11 protein-coding genes, 1 other RNA gene and 1 pseudogene are annotated in these 14,641 nt (G+C 34.4%); 12 read left to right on the forward strand and 1 reads right to left on the reverse strand.

Translation table 11 applies throughout. The annotated features are described in order from the left end of the window. The 11 genes and pseudogenes from ssrA to ACFQ38_RS01360 all read left to right on the forward strand — a co-directional run. Positions 1-110, forward strand: a transfer-messenger RNA (tmRNA) gene (ssrA, locus tag ACFQ38_RS19055); the annotation flags it as partial. A gap of 319 nt (positions 111-429) precedes the next feature. Beyond that, positions 430-1,242: a DNA adenine methylase gene (locus ACFQ38_RS01315; protein WP_381479595.1), complete on the forward strand. Its 813-nt coding sequence runs from the start codon at positions 430-432 to the stop codon at positions 1,240-1,242. 171 nt (positions 1,243-1,413) lie between these two features. Then, positions 1,414-2,031 carry a hypothetical protein gene (locus tag ACFQ38_RS01320; RefSeq protein ID WP_381479596.1) on the forward strand — a complete coding sequence of 206 codons (618 nt, stop codon included), beginning with the start codon at positions 1,414-1,416 and terminating at the stop codon, positions 2,029-2,031. After that, entirely contained in the window at positions 2,010-3,527 is a 1,518-nt protein-coding gene (locus tag ACFQ38_RS01325; protein WP_381479597.1) for a hypothetical protein, read from the forward strand. Before ACFQ38_RS01320 ends, ACFQ38_RS01325 begins: the two co-directional genes overlap by 22 nt. Positions 3,528-4,350: 823 nt before the next feature. Then, complete coding sequence (locus ACFQ38_RS01330) at positions 4,351-6,336, forward strand: helicase HerA domain-containing protein (protein ID WP_381479598.1); 1,986 nt, start codon at positions 4,351-4,353, stop codon at positions 6,334-6,336. A gap of 11 nt (positions 6,337-6,347) precedes the next feature. Next, complete coding sequence (locus ACFQ38_RS01335) at positions 6,348-7,676, forward strand: hypothetical protein (protein WP_381479599.1); 1,329 nt, start codon at positions 6,348-6,350, stop codon at positions 7,674-7,676. A gap of 288 nt (positions 7,677-7,964) precedes the next feature. Beyond that, entirely contained in the window at positions 7,965-8,504 is a 540-nt protein-coding gene (dgt, locus tag ACFQ38_RS01340; protein ID WP_381479600.1) for a dGTP triphosphohydrolase, read from the forward strand. A 92-nt stretch (positions 8,505-8,596) separates the two neighbouring features. Then, a pseudogene (istA, locus tag ACFQ38_RS01345) lies at positions 8,597-9,310 on the forward strand (IS21 family transposase); the annotation flags it as partial. Beyond that, positions 9,311-9,691 carry a Mu transposase domain-containing protein gene (locus ACFQ38_RS01350; RefSeq protein ID WP_381479605.1) on the forward strand — a complete coding sequence of 127 codons (381 nt, stop codon included), beginning with the start codon at positions 9,311-9,313 and terminating at the stop codon, positions 9,689-9,691. 4 nt (positions 9,692-9,695) lie between these two features. Next, entirely contained in the window at positions 9,696-10,472 is a 777-nt protein-coding gene (gene istB / locus ACFQ38_RS01355) for an IS21-like element helper ATPase IstB (protein WP_381479601.1), read from the forward strand. Between the two features lie 14 nt (positions 10,473-10,486). Continuing rightward, entirely contained in the window at positions 10,487-11,386 is a 900-nt protein-coding gene (locus ACFQ38_RS01360; protein ID WP_381479602.1) for a hypothetical protein, read from the forward strand. Positions 11,387-11,794: 408 nt separating this feature from the next. Here the strand turns inward: ACFQ38_RS01360 and ACFQ38_RS01365 are convergent, their stop codons facing one another. Then, complete coding sequence (locus tag ACFQ38_RS01365; protein WP_381479603.1) at positions 11,795-11,944, reverse strand: cysteine hydrolase family protein; 150 nt, start codon at positions 11,942-11,944, stop codon at positions 11,795-11,797. Between the two features lie 572 nt (positions 11,945-12,516). On the opposite strand from ACFQ38_RS01365, the gene ACFQ38_RS01370 reads away from it, so the two are divergent. Next, positions 12,517-14,553, forward strand: coding sequence for a transglycosylase domain-containing protein (locus ACFQ38_RS01370; protein ID WP_381479604.1), 2,037 nt, complete (start codon positions 12,517-12,519; stop codon positions 14,551-14,553). Positions 14,554-14,641 lie beyond the last annotated feature (88 nt).

Consider the following 14,641-nt stretch of genomic DNA (forward strand, 5'->3'; position numbering starts at 1 on the left):
TCGCCTTGATTGACGGCAAACGTGCGCGCGAATCTAAGTAGTCAATCTACACGCGTAGACGCTGAAGTATTGGAGCCTTTGGACGCGGGTTCGACTCCCGCCGTCCATATAAGATATGTAACAAATGCGGCCGTATAAATGCTTTTGAAGGATAGGGATATTGAACAGGAGTCTGAACTCTTGTTAATATCCCTATTTTCATACCTCATTTTGAGTGCTATAATATATGTTTGGGGATATATATATATAATGCATGTAATAACCAATTCTCTTTTTTACTTGGATATTCTTGAAACTAGTAAACGAAAGTTGAACTGGCAAACAAATAACACAAATAACCAAGTGTGGTAACTTGGGCTAGTGATTGTCTTAAAACGATTTTTGATTAATTCTAAAAACACAGAGGTTATGAAAGAGAGGTGGAAGAACTTGAAAGATGATTTAATTCCATTTTTAACATGGGCTGGAGGTAAAAGGTGGTTAGTAACCAAACATCCAGAGTTATTTCCATTAGAGTTTAATACATACCTTGAGCCGTTTTTAGGATCGGGTGCTGTTTTTTTTGCATTAAATCCTGAACGAGCGATTTTAAATGATTTAAATGCAGAATTGATTAATACATATGAAACTATTAAAAATGATTATTTGCGTGTAGAGAATTACTTGAATATTCACCACAAAAGGCATAGTAAAGAATATTATTATAAAATAAGAAATTCTCGTACAAGAACACCATACACAAAAGCAGCTAAGTTTATTTATTTAAATAGAACTTGTTTTAATGGATTATACCGAGTGAATAAGTTAGGTCAATTCAATGTACCAATAGGTTCTAAAAAAAATGTTATTTTGGAAACTGATAATTTTAAATTAGTATCTAAAGTTCTCCAAAATGTAGAATTTAGTGTCTCGGATTTTGAAACAATTGTTAACCGTGCAAACCCAGATGACTTTTTATTTATCGATCCGCCGTATACTATAAACCATAACGAAAATGGTTTTATTAAATATAATGAGAAAATCTTCTCGTGGCAAGATCAAGAAAGATTGGCTAAAAGTCTTGTAAGAGCAAGAGATAGAGGAGTAAAAATATTAGCCACTAATGCGAATCATGAATCGGTTAAAAGTCTATACTTAGATTTAGATTTTAATTGTACAGTTTTAAAAAGATTTTCAGGAATTGCCTCAGATGGTAGTAAAAGAGCCAAGTATGAAGAGTTGATTATAAAAGCCAACTATTAAAAGAAATTATTGGGAAATTATATTATTCATATTAATTTTAAAGTGACCAACAGTTTTTAGGTAAATGCTATTATTGTAAAATCGAGATTATTTGCCAGCGAAAAAATTTATTGGCTTAATTGTTTTTTTATTACCGAATAAAACAATATAACCCAATGATGGAGGGATTATGTGATTCCTAAGAAGGATATAGAAAACTTTGAAAAAGCAGTGGAATCGTTAAGGCAATATAGAAGATATGAACTAGTAGATAATAAAAACAGAGATTTATTGAATAGTCTATATGTTGATCCAATGGACAATGATGCAATTCTCAACCTTTGTCTAAAAGATAATACAACTGTATTAGTCGGAAGAAAAGGAACTGGGAAGTCCACAGTGTTTATGAGAATGCAAAATGAACTCAGAAATAGAGAGGATATAATAACCTGTTATATTGATGTTAAAAATATTTTTGATAAAGCGAAAAGAAATTATACTACAATAAATTATTTAGGATTGAGAGACCAAAGAGAAATAGAAACATACTCTATCCAACGAAAATTTATTATAGAGTTTGTTACAGAATTAATCAAAGAAATAGAGAAAAGCTATGATTCCGTTTGGGGAAAAATAATGAATAAATTCGGGAAGTCAAAGCCCAAATCCGCAATTAGGGAATTAACTGAAATAAGAGACAGAATCTCTAATAATAAACATCTACAAAAGATAGAATTACAAACGATTCAAGAAGTTACAAATAAATCCACTACTGGAACATCAACAGAGTGGGGGGAAGTACCAATTTAGATGGCAACGCTCAGATAATGCAAAATGGAGCAACTTTTGGGGTTATGTCAAATATTAATTTACAAAATAAACTAAATTCTATGGAGGGCGATGAGAAACAATATAATAGAGTTTTCGCTAGAATTTTTGAAATAACGGCAATTATAGATGAAATAAAAAATGTTTTAGAAGAATTAAAATTAAAAAGACTTTTTGTTATAATGGATGATTATTCTGAAATTGATCAAACGGCATTGAGAATGTTTTGCGACTTGGTAGTCAATACTTTGAACAATAACTCTGATAACTTTATAAAATTAAAAATTTCCGCCTACCCTGGAAGAGTAGAATTAGGTGAGCTAGATAGACAAAAAATTGATATTAGGTATTTAGACTATTATCAATTATATAGATATGATAAGCGTAGTGATATGGAGTCTAGTGCAATAGATTATACTAGGAGAATTATAGATAAAAGGCTAGGTGTATATACTGGGAAAACAATTTCAGACTTTTTTGATACGAGTAAAGCTCCAGCTGAAGAATATTATAAATTAATTTTCCAAATGACATTAAATGTAGTAAGGCACATTGGTTTAATATTAGACTATGCTAAAGACGTTTCATTATATCAAGGTAAGCTGATTACATTAAATAATTTATTTGATGCTGCAAAGAGACTATATGATGAGAGATTAAGATTATTTTTTAAAGAGAGCCAATCAGCACTAATGACTTATACTGAAAGAATTGAAAGATTTCAGTTAGAACATTTAATGGGTTTAATTATCTCAAAAGCAAAAGAAATTAAAAGTAGTATTAGAACTAATAAGTATGAAGCGGTGATTTTTGATAAAGACCGTACCAATCCTTTTAGTAGTCATTTTCATATTTCTACTGAATATGAGGATTTACTTTCGTCGCTTGAACTGAACTTTTTTATTAGTAAATACAATGAAATGTCAAATAAATCCGGAAAAAAAGTCTCAATATATTCATTGAATTTTGGTCTAACTTTATATGAAAATATTAGGTGGGGCAAGCCAGTCGGTAATGATTATAGAACATATTTCATTGAAAGTCCTTTTAATTATAATCCAGTTGTGAATAAATTTATTAACGAAACTAAAAAAATACAATGTAGTAAGTGTAATAATGTGTTCGACTCAGAAGAACTGCCAATGCTACAAAGATATGGTATGAATTGTCCAAATTGTATGAGTTCTAAATCGGTAAAAGAAGTGCCAATATATAATGATTTTGAGGAAAAAATAAATGAAGTAAATCAACAGTCAAATCTGTTAGAAGTAGAACAATACAGATTTTTGAGTTTGGCGGTGCTAAAAGGGTCAGAAGTAACGGCTCAGGATATGGCTCAAGAGTTAGATATTACTGTTCAAAAAATTGGATGGCTGACTAAAAAGTTGGAAGAAGATTACTATTTCCTTATAAAAGACAGAACTAGCAGCTTAGTTAAATATAAGATAACTGATTTAGGTAAAGAAGCAGTTAGCTAAAATCATTTCTGAACTAACGGAAGAACAAAAATAATAAATATATCTGATGTAGTCAATCGATTATTAGTCATTTATTGGAGATATTTCAAAATAAAAGAGGGATCGGGGAATAGTGTTATTTTCCAGTTCCTCTTTCATTGCTTGCCTCAATCCAATTCCTTACTCCATTCATCAACTACCACTCCCCATATATTATTGACTTCATATCCATAAAACTGATGGATGGCCTCAACCCGATGTAATAAGCAGACTAAGAGTACGGTGTAATTCCTGGTTTCCGATAAATCTCTGTACAATCCTCGGGGCTTCGATTAGACGGCTAGATCATAGAACTCCGCTGATCGAGTTGACGAATCATGTAGAAAAAGGGTTAGGTTCCCACTGATCCATGGCTAAATACAAAATGTTATTATTGATGACCAGATAAAAGGCACAAAGTGGGCAGGGTCAGACTTAGTATGTTGACTAGTTTGGAAATATTTTATTCTAGTGATCTGATTGAATAATACTATTAACATTTCCCGGATGGTATATAATCTTGAAATTATCAAAAATAACTAACCAGATATATTTGGCAGAGATGTTCAATAATGTCGAATATAGTAGGCTATAATGGAGTAACTATTACCAAATGATAATATATTCCTATTTTGTAGGAAATGACTTACAATTATATAAGAAGGAGGTGTTCAATAATTTTTATCGGATTTAAATCCCGAATTGTTTTTATCGAGAAAAATATCTCTAAGATATCATAAAATCCTAAAGGGAGAAAAAATTCGAAGATTTAATATAAAATAAAAATTTTAAAAGAGGTGTACTTATGTCGACTATTCAAAGTTTAGTATCAAATGTGATGTTAGGTAACAATCCCCTTAGATTGCTTAAAGACTTCTTAGATAAACAGTATCAACTTCAATCTGCAGGGATTAAACAAGATTATCGTTTCATTGGCTATGTTTTAGATTTGGGATATGATTCAGCAAAAATTATCACATCTGACCCTTATAAAATTGCTGTTGGTGGAATTCCAAGAGGTAGTTTTCTAATTTTAGCATTAGATGAAAGAGATGAACAAGGTAATCCTATTCAAAACGGCTTACCTCCGCATTTTACATTATTAAGAGTTAAATCTGTTTCTTCAACACCGTTAAGTAACCAAGTGCAACAAACATATTTTGAACTTCATAAAAAATCGATGCCTGAGCTAGACGTTTGGACTCAAGCAGAACTTCAATGGGGAGCTCTTGAATGTGATGTTATTGGTATGTTTTATCCCAACCCTTTTGATAATTCACTAGTAGAATTTTCTGGGGATGTGAACAATGTTGTTAGTGCACATAAGTATAAAGTGTTTTCTCCGGATAAAGACTTATTAGACTTAATTATAAATGGTCTTGTAAACAAAACTAACCAACAACATCTCGGCGTATTTAGGCCCACCGAATGTCAAATTGGTTCAACAAACACTAACTATCCTGATATGTATATATCAATTGAAGATTTTAAGGGACGTCGTACTGCAATGTTTGGTAAGACAAGATTAGGTAAATCTAATGTTGTAAAAGTCTTAGCGGATGCTATGATTCAAACATCTCTTACCAATCAAAGTGTAGGACAACTAATATTCGATATAAACGGAGAATACGCAAATGATAATCCGCAAGACGGAAATCGTTCTCTTGCAACTGCTCATCCTACAGAATGTATAGTATACGCACTTAATCCAAGAAATCCAAATTTTAGAGAACTAAAATTAAACTTTGCAGAACAACCTGTTAGTGCTTTGCCTATAATTAAATCTTTCTTAGAAAGAGATAACCAAACGTCAAACTATATAAAGAGTTTTGCAAATGTTGAACTTCCGTCTTTAGATACAGTAAATTCCGAATCTGATAGAGGGAAAAAGATACGGTTAATCCGTAAAATCCAGATGTTTTGGGCAATTTTAAAAAGTGCTGGATTTAAAATGGATGAAGCTAAATTGTCTGCATTAAATTTATCCTCTGGACAAATTACTAAATTTAATCCTGGGCTAAAAAAAGATTTAAGAAACGCTATTTACAATGGTAGTGCCCCATCTTCTCCGACAAATCTAAATGAGCTTGTGAATGAACTTAAATTATTATCTAGTTACATTCAAAATAATAAAAATTCCTCTTTATTAATGGGAAGTACTGAACCGCTATTTGATCAAGATGCACATGCGCTATTATACTTTTTAAACCCAAGCTCCGGTTCTGGCCCACAGATACTTACTAGTTATAGACAGTATCATTCTCCTAATGCAGGAGATTTTATTAATGAAATCATTCAACTGTTGAACACTGGAAAAACAGTAATTTTAGATTTAGGGAATGCTGCACAAGAAGTACGTCAATATTTCTCTGACATGTTATCTAAAGCGGTATTTGCTGCTCAAGAAGATAAATTTGTTTCAAATGCATTGGGAAATCATTTTATTCAATTATATTTTGAAGAAGCACACAATCTATTTCCAAATAGCAACAAGGAAAATGATACAGTATATCACCGTTTCGCTAAAGAGGGAGCGAAATTCCATATTGGAATGGTGTACTCTACTCAATCTCCTTCCACTATTAGCCAAGAATTATTAGTGCAAACTGAAAACTTTTTTGTAGGACATCTAGCTTCTACAAATGAAGCCAATGCTTTATCTAAACTTCAGCATACATTTAGTGGTCTAGAAGAAGACATCAAAAAATCTAGAACGCCTGGGTATATGCGAATACTTACAAACTCACATCGATTTGTTATTCCAGCACAAGTTAAAAAGTTTACAGTTTAGGGGGCAATAAAATGGCTTATAATTCAAAAGGTGGATTACCATTTGAAAGTGCTTCAAAATTAGGTCACTTATACTTAATGAACTCTGAATGGATAAATTCTTTAGTGAAAGATTTTGAAGCGCATTATGCATCACCTAGTTCTACAGTTATTTCAAATTGGATTGAATTTAATGGTAATCCTCACAATAGCATTGATCAGATTTGGGTTGTGGACGGATCATACGTTCCTGTACAATCAGATGCTATGCCTCCCAAAGAAGTAGCATTTGTAAAAACTGCAATTTTAAATATCTCAGAAACATCTTTAAAATCAATTGATAAGTACAATCCACATCCCATGGATTTACAAAAAGTTATGAAAGACAGTGCTTTATTCCATTCAACCGTTTTACCTTTAAGAAATATAAAATCTAGTAGAGGTACTAATTTTGAAACCGTGCGAAATATAATATTTGAATCTATAAAAGTAGATGAAAAAGGAGAGTACTTTGAAACCTTAAAGTGGCTTTCTTACCAAAAGTGGCTAGATACACCTACAAACTCACCTTTCTTTAACTGCCCATACTGTGAGATGGAACTAGAATTTACAGTTAATTCAGATGAAATGCATTGTATTAACTCTACTTGCAATAAAGAATTATATCTAACTGATATGATAGGATTTCACTTAGACATGACTGAAGAAAAAGCTACAGATGGGATTGCCTCTGCGTATATGACAATAATGGAGCATTTGATGCTTTTTACTATCATTAGACTATATTGGAACAGAGGAGATAAAACCCAATTTAATAAAACATTGTTTATTAAAGATGGACCCTTAAGTTTAAATAGCCAATATGTAAAGTTAGTACCACGCATCCGTGATTTTTTACAATTCGCAAAAGAAAAAGGTGTTTTAATCAATATTATTGGGCAAGAAAAAACAGGGAAATTTGTAGATCATTTATCTACAATAGCACGTTATGTTAAACCTTTAGATAGAAATGAAAAATTACATTACCATGTATTAACTCATGCATATGTAGAATCAGAAGTACAAGATAAACCAAGTACAATTAATTACGGAAAGAGATCAAACTGGGGCGAAAAAGTATTTGTTAAAGTAGATCCTGTTACCCAATTAGTTATTAACGTTCCTACAGGAGATTACCTAGATAGTAAAAATGCTCCACTACCTAATGAATTAATAAATTTAGAAGCTATTTTAAATATCTTACCTAATTTAGTTAGCAGAAGATTTTCAGGAGGATTATACCCTATTGAACTGGCAAATGGGATAGCTTCATTATCGAGCTATCCATCAGCAAAAATTTTACAACAGTTATTAAATGAATAATTTAGTTTTGGTACCTGCGCAAATAAAAATACTCGGGTAACTCATTATGCATAAATAATTGGTTCAGTGTAACCAGATATCTTTAGAAAGAAGGGCACTATGCTGATTACGGGTATAGTAAGTTTCTGTCTACAGTAGGAGTCTCCTTTCTGTAAATATAGGACTAATTCAGTCATCACTCCTTGTTTACAGGAAGAGCTCCTTTTTCATTTTAGATATATAAGATTTGAATTGAATAAAGAATTGACTGCCAAACATAAGCAGAAATTTAATTAAGGGGTGTTATCTGTGTACTTAGTTAGTTCTGGGAAGAATAATAAGTTATATACCGATTCAGATATGCAAAGAATAAGTAACCAAGATGATCAAGGGCGAGTAGGAAATAGAGATGAGTTTGAAAGAGATTATGGCAGAATTATTCATTCGTCAGCTTTTAGAAGATTACAGGGAAAGACACAAGTATTCGGTCCTTCAGAAGGGGACTTTCACCGAACTAGGCTAACTCATACTTTGGAGGTAAGTCAAATTGCTAGGGGGATAGCAATACAATTAAATGAAAAAGAAATAAAAAAAATAAATAAGGACTTTTGGATAGATATTTCATTAATTGAATCAGCGGCTTTAGCACACGACCTTGGGCATCCACCTTATGGACACCAGGGAGAAAGGGCATTAAATGCCTGTGTGCTAAAATATACAAATAATAAATATGGATTTGAGGGGAATGCACATACCTTAAGGCTGTTAACTAAACTTGAAGGCAATGTGAATATCGGTGTTAAAATCCTCAATAATAACGGTTTAAAATTCCCCAGTTTTTACGGATAATCTATTTTGAGAGAGATAGATTGGAAGTGTGGGAATGACGTTATTGTTGGAGGACTTTTTTATGATAAGANCATTCAGAAAAACGAGCTAAAAGAGGAAGTAAGTTGGATCCATTCAAGCCGTATCTGCTGGAACGAATAAAAGAAGGTACGACAAATTGTGCAGTTCTAATAGAAGAAATCCGAGCGAAAGGCTACGAAGGAAAAAGCACCATTCTTCGAGAATTTGTCCAACCCTATCGGGAGACGCCGAAGAAACAAGCAACTGTCCGATTTGAAACGATTCCCGGACGACAGGCGCAAGTAGATTGGGCAGAGAATGTCGGTGAGTTTTTTGTAGATGGATTGAAGCGTCCGTTGTACGCCTTTATTATGATCCTAAGTTATTCCCGTAAACGATACATTGAGTTTACAACGGATATGACGCAGGAAACTCTAATGAAATGTCATATGAATGCCTTTAGCTATTTCAATGGCATTCCCCAGCAACTTCTTTACGACAATATGCGAACTGTCGTCACGAAACACAGTGTCAGCCAGATTCGTTTTAACAAAAAGTTCGAGGATTTTCTATCCTATTATGGAGTTATTCCGAAAGCCTGCAAGCCTTATCGGGCGCAGACAAAAGGAAAAGTAGAGAGGGCTGTAGCTTATTTAAAATCAAATTTCCTTAAGCATCGCCTACCTGAAAACCTGGAAGATTTGAATTCAGAAGTGCGTAAATGGTTGGATGAGGTGGTTCACAAAAAACGCAATCAAACGACGCAACAACGCCCATGTGATCGGTTCGAGGAAGAGCGTGCGCTTTTGATTCCATGGAATACAAAACCGCTGTATCAAGTAAGACAATGGGAACTCCGGGAAGTGAGTAAGGATTGTTTTATTTCTTATCAGCAGAATAAGTATTCAGTGCCGTATCGATATGCGGGACAGCAAGTGAAGGTACATGAAACGAATGAAGGAATGCTTGAACTATACGATGAGTATGAACGGATAGCCGTACATCCGCTACTAGATGGCAGACATCAAATGACTATGAATTCCGAGCATTATCAAGGGTTACCGGGAACAAAAAAAGAGCAGGATAAGAATCTACATGGTTTGGCGACCCCAGATTCTCCTACTCCAATACCGACCGTTGAAAGTCGATCGTTAGCTATATACGCTGCGCTCGAGGAAGGAGAATAAGATTATGCATTCATCAATACTCGAAGAACGCTTAAAAGCGCTCGGATGGCAGCAGACAGCCCAGCAACTAGATGAACTAGTCGAGAGTGCCTCTGCCAATACATTATCATATTTTGACTTTCTTGACACCCTAGTAAAACAGGAATGGGAACATCGAGAATCAGAGGCTTTGGCAAAACGAATTCGCAAGGCGAAATTTCCATATACAAAAACGATCCATGAATTCGACTTTAGCTTTCAGCCTAGTATTAGTGAGCAACGCGTCAAAGAGACTTGTACTTGCCGTTTTATCGCCAATGGAGAAAATCGCATCATCCTCGGCCCACCGGGGGTGGGCAAGACGCATCTCGCCATCGGGTTTGGATTAGAAGCGTTAGCCAAAGGCTACAACGTCATGTTTATTACAGCTGATGAGTTAGGAGAGCAATGTCAAAAAGCATCACAAAAAGGCACTCTATCTTATTTAATGAAGCGCTTATGTAAGCCTGATCTCATTATTTTGGATGAAATTGGATATTTCGACTTTGACGAAGTCACAGCCAATCTGTTTTTTCAAATCGTTTCAAAGCGGTATGAAAAAGGGGCTATGATCATTACTTCAAATAAATCCTATTTAGAATGGGGAAAAACATTTGGAGATGATGTATTAGCAACAGCGATTTTAGATCGTCTCCTTCATCACTCCGTGACCTTTAGCATTAAAGGCGATTCATATCGTATGGAAGAGAAAAGGAAGGCTGGGGTGTTCCCTCTGCCTTCAGCTGCTGAATCGTTAAAGTGAGGAATTTTAGTCCGGTGTTTTTGGGGAATTTTAACCCGGTATTGACAGGCAATAAAGATCATGGTCTTAACTTAACAAGAGCAACATTATTATCAGTAGTAAAATATCCTATTTTTTTTAATAAAGCTAATAATTATTCGGCATATACAAACAGTAGTAATCCTCCAAAAGCTAGTTTTTTTGAAAATGAACTAGATATATATAATTGGTTAGTATCTAATTTTTCAGAGGAAGAGGTTAACTTTTTCACTGAAATAAAAAAAGATAACTCTAAAGAAAAACATGTGAAAACATTAAATAAAACGCTGGAATGCTCAATTATGGAAATTGCAGACGATATAGCTTATGCAACACATGATTTACAAGATGTAATCAAGTTTAAATTATTAAATATAGATCTGTTTAAAGAGGAAATTAGGAATTTTAAAATGGATAACCCGAGATTTAAAGAAATTCAGAAGTATGTAATGAGATTAGATAATAATTCATTAAAATTAGGAGAAAATTTAGGTGAAGTGATAAAGAAAATTATTAATCTGTTGATTCAGGATGTGAAAATTGTAAAGAATAAATGCTCCTATAATAATCGATTGAAATATAGAGCTGAACTTTCGGAAGAATCCATAGAATTAATTGAATTAATCAGTAATAATTTAATATATAATAAGGTTATAAAAAGTCAACGTGTACAGACAATGGAATATAAAGGTACTAATATCATTACAAGTTTATTTAATGCATTTTATGAAGAATCAAATTTACTTCCAGATTACGAACGAGAATTAATTAGTAGTAATAAAGATTTAAAGCCCAGAATTATCGCTGATTATATTGCAGGAATGACAGATAAATATGCTGAAAACTTTTATAGAAGACTTTATGAATCTAATAGCGGTCGATTATTTGATCTATAATAAGTGATTTGAATAAATTATGATAGTTACGACGGGTATAGAGAACTTGCATTTACAGAACTTACGAACCTGTCTCACTATATTAGAGTAGCTGAAAAAATTGAAACTGAGTTTTTCAAAACAGAACTTATCTATAGATTTTAATTTAGCAAAAGATGTGTTTGGTGTTATTAGAGACTAAGCGCACCTTTAGAAATCTTGTTTATTTGGATTCTTCTTTTTCTATTAAAACACCCATTGCTATAGTCCCTTTTCCCTTTGCTTTTTGCTTTCTCGACAACTTCGTTGTACTCCGTTTTTTGCTAGATGAAACCGATGCTTCACCTATAATTAAATTGTTTCATCTGACATAGATTTTTTTACAAGAGATATGAAGAACAATCAGATACAAATTACTGAAGCTGAACTTTATACTAGTTCGGCTTTTTCTATTTGGTTAACGTCTTTAAGAAAAGGTGTGAGTCCTTCCAATTTTTCAGCGACTTCTTCCACAGTCAGTCCCAATCCTTCTGGCGACTGTTCGAGCCAAAAAATCGGCACACCTAAATCCGCAAGCAAATGATCAGTTTCCTCAAATTATCGATTAACACCTCAATGTCATGCACAATTCTAGCCAGATTCCTTTGCACATCTACTGATACAAATGCTGTTTGATCTATCGTGAACATCTGATATTCCAGACCCCTTGCTAATGCAAGTGTAATTGTTTGATTATTCTTTAATTAGAAACACTATATTTTACCATTACAAGAATTCTGTAGCCTAAGTGATTCTTGTACGTGAATGACATTAAAACCCTTCCACTAGCTTATCAACAGAAAGAAAATGTCCTTGAAATATGTCTCGTCAACCAACTTGTCCAACACTCCCTTGTAGACCCTGGCAAGTTACAAACCTTAATCGCCATAACAGTGATCATCAATACACGATACGCAAGCTCCTCGTATGCATGACGGTCATATTTATAAATTTCGTACTTCAACATTCTTCATAAAGTATAATAATTTTACAAAATGAAGCTCTCCATGCCAACTCAGCATTATAGGTGGAAGAATTTTCTCGTTGTAATTCAGTTAGATTTCTATGCTAAACTTGTATGTCCGAAAGGCAATGAAGAAGGTGGATGTCATATGGGAAGAATTGAATATAAGCAGCAACAGAAACGATTGAATAAGAAGAAATGGTCAAACATAAAAAAACCTATCCGACTACTATTCTTCGTAATACTACTTGTAGTCCTCTGTGGATTGGTCATAGTGAATTTATTAATTTCATCAAGTGATGTGAGTAAATTAGAAGAACCTGAACCGAGACCGACGTTTATTTACGATCAAAACGGAGAGATCGTTAGTAAAATTTCGAATGCTAACATTGAAGGAGTTGATATTGATCAAATTCCTAAAGAGCTGATTGAAGCAGTCATCTCTGTTGAGGATCAACAATTTTATAAACATGGTGGGATTAATTATTTTGGGATTGCGCGGGCATTTACTCAAAACCTGATAAAAGGGAAAGTTGTTGCTGGTGGGAGTACGATCACTCAACAGCTTTCAAAAAATGAATTTCTCACGCAAGATCGTACGTACTCTCGTAAATTCAAAGAATTGATTCTTACGAAGAAAATCGAGAGAACGTATTCAAAAGATGAGATATTGGAACGCTACCTCAATCAAATCTATTTTGGCGAAGGAGCATGGGGTGTTCAACGAGCTGCGCACATCTATTTTGGAAAAGATGTAAGCGAATTGACGTTAAGTGAATCTGCTACATTAGCGGGATTAATTAAAGCACCTACGCATTACTCTCCTTATAAACACATGGATAAGTCGGTGAAACGACGCAACATTGTTTTATCGTTAATGAAAAATGAAAAGTATATTAGTCAAGCGGAGTTCGATGATGCGATCGGACAAGAAATTGTGTTAGCCGATTCAACAGTGACAGATTATAAAGGGAAATATCCCTATTATATTGACTATATTATTGACGAGGCAGTCAACAAATACAAGCTAACGAAAAATGAAGTGCTCTATGGAGGATTACACATTTATACAGCGTTAAATCCTGTCATCCAAGATGCACTTGAAGACGTGTATGAGGATGATCGTTATTTTCCAGAAAGTAAGCCCGATCAACTCATTCAAAGCGGTTCGGTCTTCTTGAATCCTAAAACGGGTGGAATTAGTGCCTTGCTTGGGGGCAGAGGAGAATATACGTATGGACGCTTCAATAATGCGACCGAGCTCGTTAGACAACCGGGATCATCCTTGAAGCCACTTGTCTACACAGCTGCGCTCGAGCAAGGCTATCATATGTCGGATTTGCTCGTTGATGAGCCCATCAACATTAATGGATATTCCCCGCAAAATATCGATCATAAATTTAGAGGTCAAGTGACGATGTACGATGCAGTCGCTCATTCGTATAATGTCCCTCCCGTCTGGCTTTTGAATAACATCGGAATTGAAAATGGTGTGCGCGCCGTAGAGCGATTCGGAATCCCATTGGATGAAAATGATTATAATCCTGGCCTGGCATTAGGGGGCTTGCACAAAGGTACTTCACCCTTGCGAATGGTTCAAGCTTTTTCTGCATTCGCGAATAATGGAGTCATGATGGATGCTCACGCTATTTTAGAAATAAAAGATTCAGAAGGCGAAGTCATTGGAAAATGGCGTGAACAGTCTGTAGAAGTAACAGATGCGGAAGTTGCCCAGCAAATGACCTATATGCTGCAAGGCGCTGTCGAGGAAGGCACGGCCAAGAAAGCCCAGATTTCAGGAATGGACGTAGCCGGTAAAACAGGTACCACTCAGCTGCCATTCACGGGTGTGGATGGATCAAAGGATCACTGGTTCGTCGGATACACTCCAGACATCGTAGGTGCAGTTTGGTTAGGCTATGATCAAACGGATCCTGAACATTACTTAACATCGACGAGTAGCTACACAGCGCCACCAATTTTCGAGCAAGTCTTATCAAGGTCAATGAGTGAATACCCTACGAAGAAATTTGATTTACCATTGATCGCGAAGGATAAAATAGAGCTTGAGAAACAGAAAGAAAAGTTGAAGGAGAAAGAACAGAAACTCGAAAAAGAGAAGAGGAAAAAGGAGAAGAAAGAAGAGAAAGAACGGAAAAAGAGAGAGATGTGTAGTGCAAAATAGAAGTACAGAGTTTTGAAGAGGAAAAGTACATAACGTTGCAACACAAGTTTTAATAAAAAAAGGCTTGCCAGCCTTCCAATATTTCTCT

The organism is Sporosarcina contaminans, from assembly GCF_042679045.1.
Classification (GTDB): Bacteria; Bacillota; Bacilli; order Bacillales_A; family Planococcaceae; genus Sporosarcina; species Sporosarcina contaminans.